Source organism: Microthrixaceae bacterium, assembly GCA_023957975.1.
In the GTDB taxonomy this organism is placed as follows: Bacteria; Actinomycetota; Acidimicrobiia; order Acidimicrobiales; family Microtrichaceae; genus JAMLGM01.
Genome location: JAMLGM010000005.1, coordinates 136,178 through 153,874 on the forward strand (window position 1 = coordinate 136,178; position 17,697 = coordinate 153,874).

General features: G+C 67.7%; 15 protein-coding genes and 1 tRNA gene. 6 read left to right on the forward strand and 10 right to left on the reverse strand.

Annotated features, from left to right (window positions below; genetic code table 11):
• Positions 1-47 precede the first annotated feature (47 nt).
• Positions 48-2,561: a leucine--tRNA ligase gene (leuS, locus tag M9952_09340; protein ID MCO5313119.1), complete on the reverse strand. Its 2,514-nt coding sequence runs from the start codon at positions 2,559-2,561 to the stop codon at positions 48-50.
• A 98-nt stretch (positions 2,562-2,659) separates the two neighbouring features.
• Here leuS and M9952_09345 point away from each other — a divergent pair.
• Positions 2,660-2,732: transfer RNA gene (locus M9952_09345), tRNA-Ala, on the forward strand.
• Positions 2,733-2,850: 118 nt separating this feature from the next.
• Here the strand turns inward: M9952_09345 and M9952_09350 are convergent.
• The 3 genes from M9952_09350 to M9952_09360 all read right to left on the reverse strand — a co-directional run bounded on the left by M9952_09350 (position 2,851) and on the right by M9952_09360 (position 8,476).
• Complete coding sequence (locus M9952_09350; GenBank protein ID MCO5313120.1) at positions 2,851-3,114, reverse strand: WXG100 family type VII secretion target; 264 nt, start codon at positions 3,112-3,114, stop codon at positions 2,851-2,853.
• 124 nt (positions 3,115-3,238) lie between these two features.
• Positions 3,239-7,735 (reverse strand): FtsK/SpoIIIE domain-containing protein, encoded by a 4,497-nt coding sequence (locus tag M9952_09355; protein ID MCO5313121.1) that lies wholly within the window; start codon positions 7,733-7,735, stop codon positions 3,239-3,241.
• A gap of 3 nt (positions 7,736-7,738) precedes the next feature.
• Positions 7,739-8,476, reverse strand: a complete 738-nt coding sequence (locus tag M9952_09360; protein MCO5313122.1) for a hypothetical protein — start codon at positions 8,474-8,476, stop codon at positions 7,739-7,741.
• A 152-nt stretch (positions 8,477-8,628) separates the two neighbouring features.
• Between M9952_09360 and M9952_09365 the strand changes: the two genes are divergently transcribed.
• Complete coding sequence (locus M9952_09365) at positions 8,629-9,351, forward strand: MBL fold metallo-hydrolase (GenBank protein ID MCO5313123.1); 723 nt, start codon at positions 8,629-8,631, stop codon at positions 9,349-9,351.
• Between the two features lie 21 nt (positions 9,352-9,372).
• Here M9952_09365 and M9952_09370 read toward each other — a convergent pair whose 3' ends face one another.
• Genes M9952_09370 through nadD form a run of 4 tightly spaced genes read right to left on the reverse strand, consistent with a single transcriptional unit; the run spans position 9,373 to position 12,583 of the window.
• Positions 9,373-10,329 (reverse strand): serine/threonine protein kinase, encoded by a 957-nt coding sequence (locus M9952_09370; GenBank protein ID MCO5313124.1) that lies wholly within the window; start codon positions 10,327-10,329, stop codon positions 9,373-9,375.
• A gap of 17 nt (positions 10,330-10,346) precedes the next feature.
• Positions 10,347-10,745 carry a ribosome silencing factor gene (gene rsfS / locus M9952_09375; GenBank protein MCO5313125.1) on the reverse strand — a complete coding sequence of 133 codons (399 nt, stop codon included), beginning with the start codon at positions 10,743-10,745 and terminating at the stop codon, positions 10,347-10,349.
• Positions 10,746-10,757: 12 nt separating this feature from the next.
• Positions 10,758-11,966, reverse strand: a complete 1,209-nt coding sequence (locus M9952_09380; protein MCO5313126.1) for a LytR C-terminal domain-containing protein — start codon at positions 11,964-11,966, stop codon at positions 10,758-10,760.
• The gene (gene nadD / locus M9952_09385) at positions 11,963-12,583 is read right to left on the reverse strand and encodes a nicotinate-nucleotide adenylyltransferase (protein MCO5313127.1); all 621 of its coding nucleotides are present in this window, start codon (positions 12,581-12,583) and stop codon (positions 11,963-11,965) included. Before nadD ends, M9952_09380 begins: the two co-directional genes overlap by 4 nt.
• A gap of 246 nt (positions 12,584-12,829) precedes the next feature.
• Between nadD and M9952_09390 the strand changes: the two genes are divergently transcribed.
• The 3 genes from M9952_09390 to M9952_09400 all read left to right on the forward strand — a co-directional run bounded on the left by M9952_09390 (position 12,830) and on the right by M9952_09400 (position 15,525).
• Positions 12,830-13,660: a sigma-70 family RNA polymerase sigma factor gene (locus tag M9952_09390; protein ID MCO5313128.1), complete on the forward strand. Its 831-nt coding sequence runs from the start codon at positions 12,830-12,832 to the stop codon at positions 13,658-13,660.
• 76 nt (positions 13,661-13,736) lie between these two features.
• Positions 13,737-15,083: a 3-deoxy-7-phosphoheptulonate synthase class II gene (locus tag M9952_09395; GenBank protein ID MCO5313129.1), complete on the forward strand. Its 1,347-nt coding sequence runs from the start codon at positions 13,737-13,739 to the stop codon at positions 15,081-15,083.
• Positions 15,084-15,156: 73 nt separating this feature from the next.
• Positions 15,157-15,525 carry a CD225/dispanin family protein gene (locus M9952_09400; protein ID MCO5313130.1) on the forward strand — a complete coding sequence of 123 codons (369 nt, stop codon included), beginning with the start codon at positions 15,157-15,159 and terminating at the stop codon, positions 15,523-15,525.
• Here M9952_09400 and M9952_09405 read toward each other — a convergent pair.
• Complete coding sequence (locus tag M9952_09405) at positions 15,509-16,375, reverse strand: RNA methyltransferase (protein ID MCO5313131.1); 867 nt, start codon at positions 16,373-16,375, stop codon at positions 15,509-15,511. The genes M9952_09400 and M9952_09405 overlap by 17 nt on opposite strands.
• A gap of 24 nt (positions 16,376-16,399) precedes the next feature.
• Here M9952_09405 and M9952_09410 point away from each other — a divergent pair, with 24 nt between their 5' ends.
• Positions 16,400-16,852 (forward strand): hypothetical protein, encoded by a 453-nt coding sequence (locus M9952_09410; protein ID MCO5313132.1) that lies wholly within the window; start codon positions 16,400-16,402, stop codon positions 16,850-16,852.
• A gap of 19 nt (positions 16,853-16,871) precedes the next feature.
• On the opposite strand, the gene M9952_09415 is transcribed toward M9952_09410, so the two are convergent.
• The gene (locus M9952_09415; protein MCO5313133.1) at positions 16,872-17,654 is read right to left on the reverse strand and encodes an enoyl-CoA hydratase-related protein; all 783 of its coding nucleotides are present in this window, start codon (positions 17,652-17,654) and stop codon (positions 16,872-16,874) included.
• Positions 17,655-17,697 lie beyond the last annotated feature (43 nt).

The window sequence follows — 17,697 nt, forward strand, 5'->3', positions numbered from 1 at the left end:
CACAACTCACCCCGGCGGGTCGGCTCCGGCGACCCACGGTAGTGCGCTCACAGCACGATGTTGACCAACTTCGGCGGTCGGGCGATGACCTTGCGGGGCTCCGCCCCACCGACGAGTTCGGCGACCTTGGCGGTACCAAGCGCCGCAGCGACGGCATCAGCCTCGGTGATATCGGGGGCGACCTCGAGGCGCTCGCGCACCTTGCCGTTGATCTGCACGACCATCGTCACGGTATCCGCCACCAGCTTCGACTCTTCGAAGGTGGGCCAGGACTCCCGGTGGATGTGAACGTTGCCGCTGCTGATCCCGGCCTCGACGCGCCGCTTCCACAGCTCCGCGGTGACGTGCGGGGTGGCCGGAGCCATGAGCAACAGCAGCGTGTCGATCGAGCGTTGCAGCACCTCACCGTTGGCACCCGTTTCGGACTGCACGTAGCGGTACAGGTCGTTGGTGAAGGCCATGAACTTCGCCACCGCGGTGTTGTAGCTCCAACGGTCGAAATCCGAGGTGACCTCGCTGATGACCACGTTGCGGGCGCGTTCGATCGCCTGGTCCGCTGCGGTCGGTTCTCCCGAGCGAACCTCGCCGATCACGTCGTTTCCGGGCACGGAGAGTCGCCACACGCGACCCAGGAAACGCAGCGCACCGTCGATCGAGACGTCCTCCCAGTCGACGTCGTCCTGTGGCGGCTTGAGTCCGAGTTGTGCGAGGCGCAGCGCGTCGGCCCCCTGGTTGTCGATGATCTCCTCGGGGGCGACGAGGTTGCCCTTGGACTTCGACATCTTGGATCCGGCGAGGCGGATCATTCCCTGGGTGAACAGGCGTTTGAACGGCTCGCGCAGGTCCGCCGGCACCAGGCCCAGGTCCGACAGCGCCTTGGTGAAAAAGCGCGCATACATGAGGTGCAGCACCGCGTGTTCGGCGCCCCCGATGTACTGATCGACCGGCAACCACTTGGCGATCACCTCGGGGCTCATCGGCGCGGCGTCGTTCTGGAAGTCGGCGAAACGTAGGTAGTACCACGACGAGTCGACGAAGGTGTCCATCGTGTCGGTCTCGCGTCGGGCCGGCCCCCCACAACTCGGACAGCTCGTGTTCAGGAAGCCTTCGTGGAAGGTCAGCGGAGACTGGCCGTTCGGTCGGAACTCCACGTCGTCGGGGGCCAACACCGGCAACTGCTGCGCAGGCACGGGCTGCAGGCCGCAATCGTCGCAGTAGACCATCGGGATGGGGCACCCCCAGAACCGCTGGCGGCTCAACAGCCAGTCGCGCAACCGGAAGGTGACCTTGGCGTCGCCGATTCCCTCGGAGCGCAGGAACTCGATCGCCTTGGCCTTTGCTTCGTCGACGCTGAGCCCGTTCAGCCACTCCGAGTTGATGACCTCCCCGTCACCCGCGTAGGCCTCACCCTCGAAATCGGCGGGCGGCTGAACGGTCGCGATGATGTCGAGTCCGTAGGCCTTGGCGAAGTCGTGGTCGCGCTGGTCGCCGCCGGGAACCGCCATGATGGCGCCCGTGCCGTAGGTGCCGAGCACGTAATCGGCGAGATAAACCGGCACCGCGTTGCCGTTGAACGGGTTCTTCGCGAACGCTCCGGTGAAGCACCCCCGCTTGGACAGGTCGCGTTCGGTGGAGAGACGGTCGATCTCGCTCGTCAGCTTCACCTGGGCGCGGAACGCCTCGACCTCGTCGCGCCGGTCGTCGGTGACGATGGTCTCCACGAGTGGGTGTTCGGGCGCCAGCACACAGAACGTCATCCCGAAGCTGGTGTCGGGTCGGGTCGTGAACACCCGGAACTGAGCACCGGTGTCATTGCCATCCGCATCGACCACCTGCAGGTCGAACTCGGCCCCTTCGGAACGACCGATCCAGTTGCGCTGCTGGGTGATGACGCGCTGTGGCCAGTCGACCTGATCGAGGTCGTCGAGCAATTGCTGTGCGTAGTCGGTGATCTTGAAGAACCACTGTTCAAGGTCGCGGCGTTCGACCACCGCTCCCGAACGCTCAGCGGTGCCGTCGGGCAACACCTGCTCGTTGGCCAGCACGGTCTGGTCGACCGGATCCCAGTTCACCGGGGCCATCTTGCGGTAGACGAGGCCGGCTTCGTACATCTTCAAGAAGATGGTCTGGGTCCAGCGGATGTAGTCGGGGTCGTGGCTCTTGACCTCGCGGCGCCAGTCGTAGCCGCCACCGATCCGCAACAGCGAGCTGCGCAGCTCCTCGATGTTGTTGTCGGTGAAGGTGCGCGGGTGGATCCCGCTCTTGATGGCCGCGTTCTCGGCCGGCAGTCCGAAGGAGTCGAATCCCATCGGCGACAACACGGCATAGCCCTGCATCGTGCGGTACCGATTGATGAGGTCGCCGAAGGTGTAGTTGCGGACGTGGCCCATATGCGCCGCGCCCGACGGGTACGGATACATGCACAACACGTAGTAGTGCGGCCGCGGGTCGTCGTTGTCGACCTCATAGGTTCGGTCATCTCGCCAGAACTGCTGCCAACGGGGTTCGATCTCGGTGGGGCGATAGGCCGTCTCCGCGGCGGACTCGTGCGAATTCGACATGTTGGCCAGCGTAGTTTCGAGGAGCGACCCGCCGCGAAACGTCCGGGTATCGTTTCGCAACCCCGGCCACGGTCTTGATATATTGTCCAGCGCCTCGCGGGGCTGTAGCTCAATTGGGAGAGCGCTTCCATGGCATGGAAGAGGTAGTCGGTTCGATCCCGATCAGCTCCACACACCGAAACCCCCGAAATCTCGGGGGTTTCGTGCTTTTTAGCCACTGGTCGGGGTTCTGAGTTTCGGTGGCCATAGCCACCGAAACCCCTACAGAACCCGGGACGGGGCCCGTGGGTCAGCTCGCGGAGGTGGTGCGCTGCTGATCGGCATTCGACTTAAGCACCGTGGCGTTGTTCGCCAACGACTCCTGCACCGCGTTCAGTGCCGTGGTCACCGCCGCCCAGTTGCTCTTGAACCGCTCGGCGTCGGTGCCGATCCACGTCACGCCGTCGACGAGACCGCGCAGCTCGCCGGCGATCGCGGCGACGTCGTCGGCCTTGCGGGTCAGGGTGTTGGAAAGCTGTTCGAGTTGCTCGACGTCTGCGCCGATGATGGCCATGGTGGGCTCCTTGTCTCTGGCCGACCCCGTCGGTCGGCGCTGTGAGAACCGTAGGAACCGGCGTGCGGCCTGCCTATGGGGGACGTCCCCCCTGCGCGCCGCGGCTAGGTCCGTACCGCGGCGGCTACCAGGGCATCGCGATCTGCACGAGACTCGCCTCGCCGTCGCGCACCAGCTCCGCTCGACCCGGCACGGCGTAGCGACCGAACCGACCGAGTCGCACCCCGGCGACGTCGCCATCGAGCTCGCTCTCGGGGCGAACCAGCACGCAGTGACGCTCCCGACGGATTCTGGTGACCAACGGAGCGAACGCGCTGCGGGCCGCGACCGAATCGCAGGCGACGACGAAGCGCACCGACGACCGGCGCAGATCACCGACGATCCCATCGAGGGCTCGGGCCGCGGCGTCGCACAGTTCGTGTGCGTCGTCGACCACCACGACCACCGCGTCGGTCGTGTCGATCAACGTCGGGCCGAGCGCGGCGATCGCCTCGATGTCGTCGCCAGCCACGACGACGTCGAGATCCTGGGCTCGGAGGGCCCCGTCGGGTTCCCCACGTCCGGCGACGACGATGACCCTCACGGGGTCCGACGCCGTGTGGCAACCCGCGTGCTTGGCGCTGTGCACGATCGTGGCGAGGGCGGTGGTCTTGCCCGAACGCACCGGGCCGGCCACCAACAGGTTTGTCGCCTGCAGGTCCACGGTTGCGGCCTTCAACGTCGCGTCAGCGATCCCGATCGGCCACGACCACGGCGCTGCCATCGGGTCGACCTCCAGATCCGACAGCGCGCAGTGTTGGGCGAGCCGGCCAACCGCCGGATGCGCGTCGCCGCGAAGTCCGTGGCGGTCGACCAGCTCGAGAAACTGCGCGTCGCCGCACCGGCGCGGCACCTGAACGGTTGCCCCTTCGAACCAGCCGAGCGGTCCTGCAGCCCGGTGAACGACGCCGGCCCCGGGACTCACCAGCGCGTACTCGGCGTCGTCAGCCATCGCGAACACGAACCTCGCCCCGAGCGCGCCGAACAATTCGTAGGGCATCGAGCGGCGCCGATCGCAGGTCAGCACCACCGTGACCCCAGCGGCCCGCCCATCCACCATCAACGCGTCGAGCGACTGAACGAACCGTTGGCCGTGGCGCCCCATCGACGCGAGCACCGCCCCGAGGTGATGCACGACGATCACCCGGTGTGCGGCCGACCCCGATCGATCCGTGCCACCGCGGCGCGCCAGAAGCTCGCCCAGGAGCCGTTCGATGCGTTCGGTGTCGGTGGCATCGATGACCGACCCGACGTTCGCGAGATGTTCGACCCGCCCCAACGCCGCCCCTCCGTCGACGACATCGAACCGCACCGCCCCGTTCGCGTCCCCATGGCCCGCGCTGAGCACCAGTGCCTCCACCAGGGCACCGAGGGAGCCCATGTCCGCCCCGAACGCTCCCAACGACGTGCCGTCGAGGGCGAACGTCGCAACCCGCTGTCGCTGATGGTCGGGCTCGTCGGCGATCCCCAGCCGAACTGCGGGCGCTGCCGATACGTCGACATCCGGTCGCCCATCGACCGAGTCCTCCGCATCCGCGACGTCGTGTGCGCCCAGCAGGGATTCGAGCGTCAAAGTCGGTTCGACGGGCTCGAGCCACGGACGCCTCGGCGCGTCGAACCCCCCTCGAATGGCGGCTGAACGAACGGTGTCGACCGCCGACACCAACGCATCTGGCCCCGTCGAGTGCACCGCCAACGCTGCGCCGTGCGGCCCCACCGAGGCGGCCGGAGCCAACTCGACGGGGTCAAGCCGATCACCGCAGGCGCTGTCGACGAGGGCGACCGACGCCGCCTGGAACAACACCACTGCCCCTTGCCCGGCCCGCATGACCGCCCGTCCGGGGGTCGACCGCGGGATCGTCGCCGCAGCCGCAATCCCGATCACGTTCTCACTCTCGTGGGGATCGGCCATGCGAAGCGCAATCCGAAGATTCACGTTCGCTCGCAGGTGCTCGGTGACCACCCCGGCGGGACGTTGTGTCGCCAACAGCAGGTGGATCCCGAGCGATCGACCTCGACGCCCGATGTCGACCATGGCGTCGACGAACCCGTCGATCTCCGCCGCGATCGACGCGAATTCATCGATGACGATCACCAACCGCGCCAAGGCGTCGATCCCCGGGCGCTGTCGGTAGCCTGCCAGGTCAGATGCTCCATGAGCCGCCAGCAGTCGTTCGCGGCGGCGGATCTCCGCGGCCAGCGAGCGCAGCACCCGATCGGCGAGGTGGCCATCCAGGTCGGTCACCATCCCGACGCAGTGCGGCAACGCCGTGCAGTCGGCGAACGCGGCACCACCCTTGAAGTCGATGAACAACATCGACAGGTCCTCAGGCGACACGCTCGCCGCGAGACCGACGACGATCGACTGCAGCAGCTGGCTCTTTCCCGAACCGGTCGTTCCTGCGATCAACCCGTGGGGCCCGTCGCGTTCGAGGTCGAACCACACCACCTCCTCTCCCCGCCGACCGATCGGGGTGCGGAGGCGACCGCCGCAGGTGCGCCATCGCTCAGCGACGGCGTCGGTGGATCCGAAGACCGCCGTGTCGAACACCTCATCGAGCCCCACGGCGCGCGGCAACGCACCCGCAGAGGTCGCTGCCGGGAGTGCCTCGACGAGCGGGGCCAGCGCCCGCGCCCAGCGCGCTGCCCGGCGCGGGCTCACCGTGTCGAGCCGCACCGCGATCTGTTGGGCGCCTTCGACCACGTTGACGACCCCGAAGGCCGCCTCGCTGTCGGCCGCCTCGCTGTCGGCCGCCTCGCAGACTACGACGACCTCGCTTGCGCCCGGTGCGTCGCCGCGCCGCTCCCCGATCCACACGATCCGACACACCCCGCTGGCCGCCACCCGCAGCAGTCGTGCAAGATCCGACGCGCCGAGGGCGTCGGCATCGACGACGACCAGCCGCTCGACCTCATCGGTGGCCCCCGGGACACCGGCGGCGGCGAGTTCCTCGAGTTCGGCGAGCAGCGCCTCGCGTTCGTCCGCCACCGCCAGGATCGAACCGGCCCACCAGGTCGACGGCGCGTTCGAGCGCAGCCACGTGAGCCATCGCCATCTCGTCGCCCGTGGCTGCGTGGTCAGTACCGCCGTCGACAGTCGGCTCGGCGGCAACCGGGTGGCGCTCTGCAACACCATCGACGTGGCCAACGCCGTCGTCGTTGCGTCGTCGCCCACCACGGCGACGGCCCGACATCGCTGCATCTCCACCGTCACCGGGGCGTCGAGGTGATACTCGTAGCGTCGGCGAAACGACCCGTAGCGTCCGCGCAGTTCCTCGGCCGTCTCGGCGAAGCGTAGGTCGGCCGGCAACTCCACGTTCAGCAGGGTCGGCACGGTTCCGGTTCCGATCCGGCACGGCGCCGCTGCGTCGTCGGCGGCGCCATCCCACAACTCGCTCGTGCGACGCACCGCCCGGACCTCGAGCGCCGCCGTCGACGGGAACCGCTGCTCGAGCAGCGCCGCTTCGCGGACGAGTGCGTCGTCGGCCGCTTGCGTGGCCGCCTCGAAGGATCGCTCGAATCGTTCCATGCGCTCACGGCGCTCGCGGCGGGCCGACCGTCGAGACTCCACCCACCCGCCGAACAGCATCAGCGGGCTCATCAAGAAGAAGACTCCCGACATCACCAGATAGGTTCCGCCGCCCGACACGGCCCGCATCACCAGGATCATCACCAGGCCGACGACCAGCGGGGTCAACGCCGAGACCCACGCGAGGCGCGGCTGTGGGACCGGGGTGGGTGGGGGCGGAGCCGCGATCGCGACCTCGGCCAGCGGTTCGAGCATCCTCGGAGGCCGATTGATCACCACCGGCGCACCGAACCGGCCATCGGGTTCGGCCGCGGTTCCGCCGGCGGTGCCCGGCGACGGCGCTCGCCCATCGCCGAAAACCGGCACCACCGTGACCTCGACCTCGCCGAGACGCAACGATGAGCCGGGGTCGACCCGAGTCTGTGTCGATGCATCCACCCGATCACCCACACCGACCCCGACGTAGGTCCCGTGGGTCGAGCGGTCGTCACGAATCGACACGTCGTCGTCGATCACCAGGGTCGCGTGACGGCGAGACACCGTCGGGTCGCTGAGAACGATCTCGTTGCAGGTTCGATCGCGGCCGATCCGGTAGGTCCCGCGGCCGAGCGTGTCCGGGCACCGGAGGTCGCCTCTGGACGGGTGGCCGAGGAACCAGTGGCTCGGAGACGCTGATCTCCGGTCGGCCTCAGCCTCGACAGGCCGCAATTCCTCCTCGGCAGCGTCGCTCCACAGCAGTTGCACCGGGTCGCCATGGGCGAGCGCAAGGTTCCAGAGCCGCGACTCCGGCACCAGCGTCTCGGAGGCCGATCCGGTACCGACGACCGCACCCTGCCAGCGGATCGGATGGCCATCCGACGAGACGGCGGCGACGAGATCGAGACGTTCGACCGCCCGGCACCAGTCGAGCACCGTCGCCGACGCATCGATCTCGACACGGAAGGCGCCCAGGTTCACGATCGCGGCATCGCCGGTCGACCCGCGTTGCGAGACGCTCAACTCGACGACGGCGGCGCGGCGTTGAGTCGCCACCACCACGTTGTGCTCCGTCACCGGCTACCGGAACGAGTCCGGCGTGGCGTCCAACACCTCGAGGTCATCGACCGTGACCGTTCCGGTCATCAAGGCAACCTCGGCGAGATGGCGACGGGCATTGCGTTGTTCCGAACCGATCGAGGATCCCCCCGGTCCGCGCAACTTGAGATCGAGGCGACCACGGCAATAGTCGAGGCGCCGTTCGACGGTCTTTCCGGTGATGCGCCGCTGCTCGTCTCCCTGAGCGTTGAGCCGCCGGGCGATCTCGAGGTCGGTGGCGACCTCGAGCGTGCCGGGCTGGCGCAGCCGAGGCTCACAGAGCGCCACGAGCGCCCGGAACGCTCCCGAGGTTCGCTCGATGGACGTCGGTGTCACCGTTCCCGGGTCTCCGTCGCCCACGAACGACGGGGGGCGCGGATCATTCTCCGGATTTTGACCGCGGAACTCGGCCGAGAACCCCACGGTGGAAGCTCCCACCACTACTTCAACACGAGCGCGCTTCCAAGGCACGTGCAAGGAATTGCCCGGCTCAAGCACGTCGAGGCCGAACCGCTCGGCGCTGACGATACGCAACAAGAGCCACCGGCCGTCGTTGCGCAGATCCCAGCCCGACTCGCTCACGGTGATCGTGCCCGCTCTGCGATGGAGCCGGTCGTCGTCGCCGATGACGTAGTCGACGCCCGCGCCGCCACGACCGAACGTGCGCACATCGCCTGGGTGGAGCCGGTGGACGGCTCGATCGAGGGTGATCTCCAACATCTGACCTCCGAAGAACCCGGGCAGCGAAGCACGGGTGGGCCACGACGCCAATGGGGGATATCCCCCATGCGGACTTCCCCCCGCATCCGCGACGCGGATGTGGAAGCATCGCCATATCGGGAGCGTCGCGTTCCGGCCTCCCCGGGGAGGCGATGACCTTGGAAACCCAAATCGAAGAGATCGCCGATGGCATCTTCAGGATCTCGACCTTTGTCGAGATGGCCGGGATGCGATTCAACCAGTACCTCATCGATGCCGAGGAGCCGTTGTTGTTCCACACCGGGCAACGAGCGCTGTTTCCGCTCGTGTCCAAAGCGTTCGCCCGAGTGAAGCCCGTCGACTCGCTGCGCTGGGTGAGTTGGGGTCACCTGGAATCCGACGAGAGCGGGGCCATGAACGAGTGGCTGGCCGCCTCGCCACAGGCAACGGTCGCCGTCGGGTTCCTCGCGGCGGTCCTGTCGGTCAACGACCTCGCAGACCGGCCGCCGCGGCTCCTCGGCGACGACGAGGTGATCGACCTCGGTGGCAAACGCGTGCGATTCCTGCCGACGCCGCATGTCCCCCACGGTTGGGACGCCGGCGTCATGTTCGAAGAAACGACCGGAACGCTCCTGTGCGGAGACCTGTTCACCCAACATGGCGACACGGAGGCGATCGACCACGGCGACCTGATCGGGCCCGCAGCGGCGGCCGAGGATGCGTTCGGATCCACCGCATTGACCCCGAACACGGCGCCGACCATCGCCGCGCTGGCGGAACTCGAACCCAACACCCTCGCGCTGATGCACGGCCCCGCGTGGCACGGCGACGGTGCCACCGCGCTGCGCGACCTGGCAAACTTCTACGCCGAGCGACTCGCCGCAAGCACCGGTTAGCTCACCGCTCCCCACCGGCCCTCAGCGAAGCGCCAACCAAAGCACGAACAGCCCGACGGCAACTCCTGCGGCCCAGATCGCCCAGGTCATCGCCGTCGTCGTGGTCGAGCCGTCAACTAGGACCGACGACTCCGGTTCAACCGGCCCATCACGGCCACCATCGACTCCATCGAGCCCATCGAGCGCGGTCACCACGTCCCCGGCGCTCGCCCACCGATCGAGCGGGTCCTTCGCCAGGCACCGGTCGATGACGGCCACGAGGCCGGCGGGAACGTCGCTGCGCATCAACGCCGCAGACGGCTCGCTCATCACCCGGTGTGCCAACCCGGCAACCCCACCGTCGTCCCGCGCCCCGCCGAACGGCGGCTCACCGTGCAACAGCGTGAACAACGTCGAACCGAGCGACCAGATGTCGGCGGCGGGACTGCCGGAATCCGAACCGGTGAACCGTTCGGGTGCCGCATGCGGCGGCGTGAGCGACCCGACGGTCTCGGTCGACGCCTCCACATCGATCAACAGCGCAATATCGAAGTCGGCGAGCCGCACCTCAAGATCCGACCCCATTCCCTCGCCCAACAAGACGTTGCCGGGTTTCACGTCGCGATGGGCCACACCGAGGCGGTGCATCCCCTCGAGCGCGGCGCCGACCACCCGGCCGATTCGCACGACCTCCACCACCGAGAACGGGCCCTCGCGCTGCAGCCGCGCCGCTGCCGATTCGTGCATCCGCTCGAGGACCAGACAGGTCGCGCCCTGCGCGGTCTCGACCACTTCGAGCACCTCGATGACCCCCGGCACCTCACCGATCGCGACCAGCGCCGCCAGTTCGCGTTCGCCCCGGCGCACCCGGTGGTCGAGCACCTTCAACGCCACCCGGCGCCCGTCGCCAACCCGGGCCGCGTCATACACCGTCGCCGAGCCGCCACGGCCGAGCACCTCGCCAACCAGGTAGCCGTCGATCTGCACCGCCGCGCTCAACCTCGCCTCAGCGTCGGCTACGCGGGGTCGCCGAGCCCGATCGGTGCCGGTTGCCAGTCGACCCTGGCCGCATCACCGAAGAGGCGCTCGAGGCGGTAGAAATCGCGCTCGTCGGTATGGAACACGTGAACGACGATGTCGCCGTAGTCGGCGAGAATCCACCGGCCGGTATCGCGTCCCTCCACCGAATTCGGACGCCGATCGAATTCGAGGGCCAACACGTCCTCGATCTCCTGGGCGACCGCGGCGACCTGTCGAGGGTTGGTGGCCGACGCGATCACGAGATACTCATAGATCGACACGATCGGTCCGACCTCGAGAACCACGATGTCGCTCGCAACCTTGTTGTCAGCCGCCCGGGCCGCCGCGACCGCCATCGATCGGATCGGATCTGCGGTTGGATCTTCAAGGGTCATGGGTTCACACACTCACAATGCGAGATCGGCACCGAGTTCAATGTCGATGTCCGTGGCGTCGGAGACCTCCTCCACGCGAGTGGCCTCGGCACCGAGAAACTCGGCGATCCGTTCGGCCACCGGCGCAAACGCCTCGTCTGAATATAGGACGGTTGTGGCGTCGGCATCGAACGCTGCGGCGTTGCCGACCGTGGCGATCTCCGCGCCGAGCGCAGCAACCTGCGACGCCACCCGCGAAGCGGCATCGGTGTCGGTGGTGCCGTTGAGGATCCGCGCCCGCGGGCGTTGTCCCGCAAACGCGCTCGCCGGGAACGGCACCAGCCCCGACAACTCGTCGATGATGGCGAGCCCGTTCGGACGGTAGAGATAGGAGCCTTCGAACGCGACCGGGTCGACCGGCAGCGACACGAACGAATGGTCGGCCATCGACCAGCGGATCAGGAACGCTCCCAGATCCCGCGGGTCCTCGCCGGTGTCTTCGAGGCCGAGATCGGACAGCGCCGCACCCAACGCTTCGAGCGTCGCCTTCACCCGCAGCCCACGATCCTCCGGGGCCTCGCCCGCGCCGCGAACCGTCACGAAGTCCGCCACCTCGCTCGCCGACAACTCGAGCTCACCGCTTCGGTAGCGCACGGTGGTCTCCGAGCCGTCGCTCACGCTCACGCTGCTCGGGTTTCGCACCGTCACCGGCGCGAGGATGGCGGCGATCGACTCGATGTCCTCGACGGTCGCCTCGGTGACGTCGCTGATGCGGAAGCCGAGCACCGATTCCATCGCCTCCGCCACCGCCGCGGTGCCGCCGGTGCCGTCGGTGCCGCCGTCCCCTTCGGCCGGGTCATTCGCATGAATCTGAGCGAGCGTGCGTTCCTCGCCATCGTCTCCGGCCACCAGGAGGTCGCCGAGGGTCCACACCACCGATGCCGAACCATCGTCGGTGGGTTCGGGAAACAACAGGGTCGAGTCGAGCTGTCCGTCGGCTCCGATGAGCACGACCAGGCTGACCCGGGTCTCGTTCACCACGGCGAGAAACCCCGGCGCCTGAGGGTCGGTGATGACCTCCGCCGAGGTGCCACCGATCACATTGCGAGCCGCATCCACGCCGTACCACGCCAGCCCGGCGAATCCGCCGACCGCCAACAGCGTGATGACAAGAAACACCGAACTCAGCACGCGGCGACGGCGCGGAGCGGGCCGCGGCGCGACGGAGACAGCGTCGGTCATGACTGCGTACCGCTCATACCCAAACCATAGAGGCCACGGGAGCGGATCAGTTGGACGACCGCCCCCGGGATGAGATGCGCGTAGGGAATGCCCTCGGCGACCCGACGGCGGATCTCGGTACTCGAGATTTCGATCTGCGGAACATCGACCACCGTGCAACGCCATCGAGGATCCAGCACCGGGGTCGGCGCGCCGGGTCGGCCGACGACGGTCAACTCGACGAGTCCTCGAAGGTCATCGACGCGATGCCATGACTCGAGCCGCGATGCCGCATCGGCGCCGAGCACCAACGACACCTCAACCTCGGGGCGAGCCCTGCGCATCGCCTCGACGGTGTCGATCGTGTAGGTCGCTCCCCCGCGCCGAACCTCCTCGTGGCCGGCCCGCAACCCGCAATAGCGATCGGTGTCCTCGGCGATCGCCGCAGCGACGAGGTCGAGCCGGTCCGCCGCCGGGGTCACCGAACGTTGGGGCGACTTCTGCCAAGGGTCATTGGCCACCATCAGGATCACCTCATCGAATCCGCCGCGGAAGCCAACCTCCGTGGCGACGATCAGGTGGCCGAGGTGCGGAGGATCGAATGTCCCGCCGAACACGGCGACTCGCTGGGTGGTCACCGCACGATCGTAGAGCGATCGACCCGGCCACACCGCCAGCGCGCCAAAGCGCTCCTCAGGAGGAGTCGACGAGAAATTCACCACAGCTGTTCGTCGAACGCCTCAACCTCTGGGCCACATTGCCGATAGGTACCTGAGGCGATTCGTCGCTTCGACATTCAGCGTAGGGGTGAAACAGCGAGTTTCCACCCCTGCGATCGGAAAATTTCCGGTCGCAACACGTGCGTGGAAGCACGAGGTGACGACATGAGCGATTCCGTCGGTATCTATCTGAACCAAATCGGCACGGTTCCCCTCCTCACGGCGGCGGAGGAGATCGAGCTCTCGAAGGCCATCGAGGCCGGAGCGGACGCCCGTGCCCGCAAGGAGGCCGGCGAACGCAGTGCGGAGATCAACCGCAAGATCGCCGCGGCGGCCGCAGCAAAGGACCGCTTCATTCGGGCGAACCTTCGCCTCGTCGTGAGCGTGGCGCGACGCTACCCGCTGCCGCCGAGCATGGAACTGCTCGACCTCGTCCAGGAGGGCAACCTCGGCCTGGAGCATGCCGTCGACAAGTTCGACTGGCGCAAGGGGTTCAAGTTCTCCACCTATGCCACGTTCTGGATTCGCCAGTCGATCGGCCGGGCCCTCGACCAGAAGGCCAGCCTGATCCGCCTGCCAGGCGACCGTTCGGCCGGGCTGCGCGCCGCACTTCGTCAGGTGTCGGGCGACGTCGATGAGCTCAGTCTCGAACACGTGACCCTCCATCGCCTGTCGACCCCCACCAGCCTCGACCAGAAGGTCGGACCCGACGACTCCCACGAACTCGTCGATCTGCTGGCCGACGCAACACCCAACCCCGAGGACGCCTACCTCCTCCAGGTGGACGCCGAGTTCATCGACCGGATTCTGTCGCACCTCGACGAGCGGTCGCGGCTCGCCGTCGAGCAGCGTTTCGGCCTCATCGACGGCCAGCGTCGCTCCTACCGCGAGGTCGGCGACGAGATCGGGGTGACGGCGGAGGCCGCTCGTCGACTCGTCAAGCGTGCGGTCAACACGGTGCGCGAGTCCGCCCTCGCCACCACCGACGCCGCGTAGCACCCGCACCCCGCCGGTAGCGGCAGGCGGAAACTCGATTGGGTGAGGGCCGCGCCGGACGCGAGACTGTTGGTCTATGGCCGAAACCTGGACCCCATCGAGTTGGCGTTCCCACCATGCCGATCAACAACCAGTCTGGCCCGATCAGGGCCAGGCCGATTCGGTGCTCGAGACGCTCGGGACCTATCCCCCACTGGTGTTTGCCGGCGAAAGCCGATCGCTGCTGACCGACCTGGGTCGGGTCGCCAACGGCGAGGCGTTCCTCCTCCAGGCCGGCGACTGTGCCGAATCCTTCGATGCGTTCAACGCCGTGTCGATTCGCGAGCGGCTCAAGTTAATCCTCCAGATGGCGGTGGTGTTGACCTATTCGGCCGGTGTTCCGGTGGTGAAGGTCGGCCGCATCGCCGGGCAGTTCGCCAAGCCGCGCTCGTCACCGGTCGAACTCGTCGACGGGGTCGAGTTGCCGTCGTTTCGGGGCCACATCGTCAATGCGGCGGAACCGACCGCGGCCGCACGCATTCCCGATCCCAACCGCCTCATCGAGGCCTACCATCGCTCCGCCGCCACCTTGAACCTGCTGCGGGCATTCACCAAAGGCGGCTTTGCCGACCTCGCCCGGGTTCACGCCTGGAACCAGGAGTTCGTTGCCTCCAGCCCCGAGGGGGCGCGCTACGAAGCGATCGCGGCCGACATCGACCGGGCGCTGCGGTTCATGAAGGCGTGCGGGCTCGACTCGAGCGACCTCGTGCAACTCCACGACGTCGACTTCTACACCAGCCATGAGGCGCTCGTGTTGGGCTACGAAGAGGCGCTCACCCGCGAAGACAGCCTCACCGGCGAGTACTACGACTGTTCCGCCCACATGGTCTGGATCGGCGAACGCACCCGCGGCCTCGACGACGCCCACGTCGAGTTCTTCCGCGGCATCAAGAATCCGGTCGGCTGCAAGATCGGGCCGACAACCTCGCCGCAGGACGCCGTCGCGTTGGCTTCAGCGCTCAACCCCGACCGCTTCCCCGGTCGCCTGACCCTCATCACCCGCATGGGGGCCGACAAGATCGCGGAAGTTCTACCCCCCATCCTCGAAGCGGTCCGTGACAGCGGGGTCCCGGTGGTGTGGGCGTGCGACCCGATGCACGGCAACACCTTCACCTCCAACGGCGGCCGCAAGACCCGACATTTCGACGCGATCCTCGCCGAGATCCGGGGGTTCTTCGAGGTTCACCGTGCGGTGGGCACCTGGGCGGGCGGCGTCCACGTGGAACTCACCAGCGATGACGTCACCGAATGTATGGGCGGGGCCGAGGCGATCGGCGACGACGACCTCCACCTGCGCTACGAGACGATCTGCGACCCACGCCTGAACGGTCGCCAATCCCTCGATCTGGCCTTCGAGGTTTCAGAACTGCTCCGCCGCGGTTAACCGGTCGGCGGGCTACGCTGCGACCTACCCGATCCGACCCTGACCGATCCGCTACTGAGATTGCGAGGCACCCATGGCCGACCAGTTCCCACCTCCACCGGGAGACCAGGGATGGGTGCCTCCCCCGCCGAACTACGGCGGGTATCCGCCTCCGGGCCCGCCGTTCGCGACGCAGCCGAGTGGGATGAAGCCCGATGCCTACCTCGTTCAGTCGATCCTCGTGGCGCTGTTTTGTTGCCAACCGCTCGGCATCGTTGCGATCGTGTTCTCGGTCATGTCCGGCAGCGCGTGGAACCGTGGGGACGTGGCCGGGGCGAACGATCACGCAGCGAACGCCCGCAAGTTCGTCAAGTGGTCGCTCATTTCCGGGTTGGTCGTCGTCGTCCTCTACCTCCTCATCGCTGTCATCGCCGTGCTGGGGTCATCTAGCACGCCCGGGTGATGGCGTAACACGCGATGGCCGCGGCGGCTCCGACGTTGAGTGAGTCGACGCGCCCCGACAGCGGAATGACGACGCGGTGGTCGCACGCAGACATCGTCGCGTCGCTCAACCCCGGGCCTTCGCTCCCCAACAACAGCGCCACCTTCTCCTCGGCGCCGAAGCGCAGCGAATCGATGGGCACGGCGTCGGGCGCCGGGGTGAGCGCGCACGTCACGAAACCCGCGGCGTGCACCATGTCGAGGCCCTCGGGGAATCTGCGGACCCGCGCGTAGGGGAAGTCGAAAACCTCCCCCATCGCCACCCGCGACGCGCGCCGGTACAGCGGGTCGACGCTGGCCTCATCGAGCACCATGGCGTCGAGGCCGAGGCCGACCGCGCTGCGCACGATCACCCCGAGGTTGATGGGGTTGACGACCCGCTCCAACACCAACAGCCGTCGCGCCCCGCCCACGACCTGTTCCGCGCTCGGCAGGTCGCGCCGCGCGAACACGCCGAGACACCCCCGATGCACCCCCAGCCCGGTGATGCGTTCGAGGACCTGAGGTCCGGCACCGAGCACCTCGCCGCCGCCCTCCACCACCGCTTCTGCGATGGGCTCGGGAAGCGGCTGCGAACGCGTGGCGTCGACCAGCAGGGTGATGAGCCGATAGCCGGCGCGCACGGCCCGCTCGACCACCGGATCGCCCTCGGCCACAAAGACCGCCTCCTGCGGATCATCGCTCGCGGCGGTCGCCCGCGCCCGTAGGCGCAGGTCGCGATCTCGCAGCCCCATGAACGACGCCACCCGTTCGTCGCTTGGATCCTGCACGATCGCATCGAGGCGAACTCGGGGGGTCGACTCCGCTGTCATCTCGCTGATCGTAGGCTGGCCACGATGCCGCGAACGCCACCGACGACCACCACGATCGACCGCGCCGAGGAGTTGGTCGCCATCTTCGAGGAACTCCAGTCAACCGGTTCCGGCTGGCTCAACATCGTCCCCGAACTCCCCGAGGGCACCGAAGTCCCGGCGACACCGAACTCGCTCGCGATCTTTTCCCGGCGAGGCCCGGTGGTCCCCCTCGCCACCTGGACCACGACCGAGCCGACCGAATTGGGGCTCCTCCACGGCACCTCCCAGCGCGCGAGGTTCGCGCTCGCCGACACCGTCGCCGCCATCCCCGACGGCTGGCGGGTCCTGGCCGACCACCCGCGCAAGGGCCTCGTCGTCGTGCCCGGTGCCGGACTCGGACATCGCGTCGTGGCCCGATGGCTACTCGACGCGCTCACGGTGCTGTGCCTGCCCCCGCACACGGGACGCTTCGTCGTCGCCCGCTACCCGGGCTGAGTTGCGCGGGGCCTGGCCCTCACCACCCAGGTGCCAGGTTGGTGAAGTCGGCGGGACGCTTCTCGGCGAACGCCGCCAACGCTTCCATGTTTGCCGGGCCGCCCATGAGTCTGACGAACTGTGCGTCTTCACGGTCTCGGGCGGCGCGGGTCTCCTCGGCTCGGCCGGCGGTCATCGTGGCCTTCACCGCCTGCAGCGAACTGATCGGCATCGCCGCGAGCCGCCGGGCGTGATCCATCGTCACCTCCAACAGGTCTTCCGGCGAGGTGATCTTCCACACGAGGCCGAGTTCCTTCGCCTCCGGGGCGAGGATCCATTCCGAGCTCAACAGCACCCAGGCCGCGTTCTGATGCCCCATCAGGCGTGGGAACAGCAGCGAGGACGCCGCCTCGGGAGCGACCCCGAGCGAAGTGAAGGGGCACTTCAGCTTGGCGTCGGTCGACATGAACGCCAGGTCCGCGAACCCGATGATCGTCGTGCCGATTCCCAGGCCCAGCCCGTTGATCGCCAGCAACAACGGCTTCGGAAAGCCGATGAGTTGATCGACGCAACCCGGAAACCCGTGTGCACCCTCGACGAAATCAGGGTTGGCGATCCGTTCGCCCATCTCCAACAGGTCCTGCCCCGCCGAAAACGCTCGGCCGGACCCCGTGATGACGACGACGGCCACCGAATCATCGTTCGCCGCATCGATGAGTGCCTCGGCCAGCGCGTCGTACAGCGCCTCGTTGAAGGAATTGAGGGCGTCGGGGCGATCGAGGGTGAGCAGACGGACACGAGCATCGTCCAAAATCGTCAACATGGAACCTGTTCTAGTTCGTTTCGCGGCAAAGGTGCGCTAAACC

Coding starts and splice junctions, on each gene's coding strand:
- M9952_09350 (MCO5313120.1), bottom strand. CDS start 3,114: ATGGCCATCATCGGCGCAGACGTCGAGCAACTCGAACAGCTTTCCAAC.
- M9952_09410 (MCO5313132.1), top strand. CDS start 16,400: ATGCCGCGAACGCCACCGACGACCACCACGATCGACCGCGCCGAGGAG.
- leuS (MCO5313119.1), bottom strand. CDS start 2,561: ATGTCGAATTCGCACGAGTCCGCCGCGGAGACGGCCTATCGCCCCACC.
- M9952_09415 (MCO5313133.1), bottom strand. CDS start 17,654: ATGTTGACGATTTTGGACGATGCTCGTGTCCGTCTGCTCACCCTCGAT.
- M9952_09400 (MCO5313130.1), top strand. CDS start 15,157: ATGGCCGACCAGTTCCCACCTCCACCGGGAGACCAGGGATGGGTGCCT.
- M9952_09405 (MCO5313131.1), bottom strand. CDS start 16,375: ATGACAGCGGAGTCGACCCCCCGAGTTCGCCTCGATGCGATCGTGCAG.
- M9952_09395 (MCO5313129.1), top strand. CDS start 13,737: ATGGCCGAAACCTGGACCCCATCGAGTTGGCGTTCCCACCATGCCGAT.
- M9952_09365 (MCO5313123.1), top strand. CDS start 8,629: ATGACCTTGGAAACCCAAATCGAAGAGATCGCCGATGGCATCTTCAGG.
- M9952_09380 (MCO5313126.1), bottom strand. CDS start 11,966: ATGACCGACGCTGTCTCCGTCGCGCCGCGGCCCGCTCCGCGCCGTCGC.
- M9952_09360 (MCO5313122.1), bottom strand. CDS start 8,476: ATGTTGGAGATCACCCTCGATCGAGCCGTCCACCGGCTCCACCCAGGC.
- M9952_09390 (MCO5313128.1), top strand. CDS start 12,830: ATGAGCGATTCCGTCGGTATCTATCTGAACCAAATCGGCACGGTTCCC.
- rsfS (MCO5313125.1), bottom strand. CDS start 10,745: ATGACCCTTGAAGATCCAACCGCAGATCCGATCCGATCGATGGCGGTC.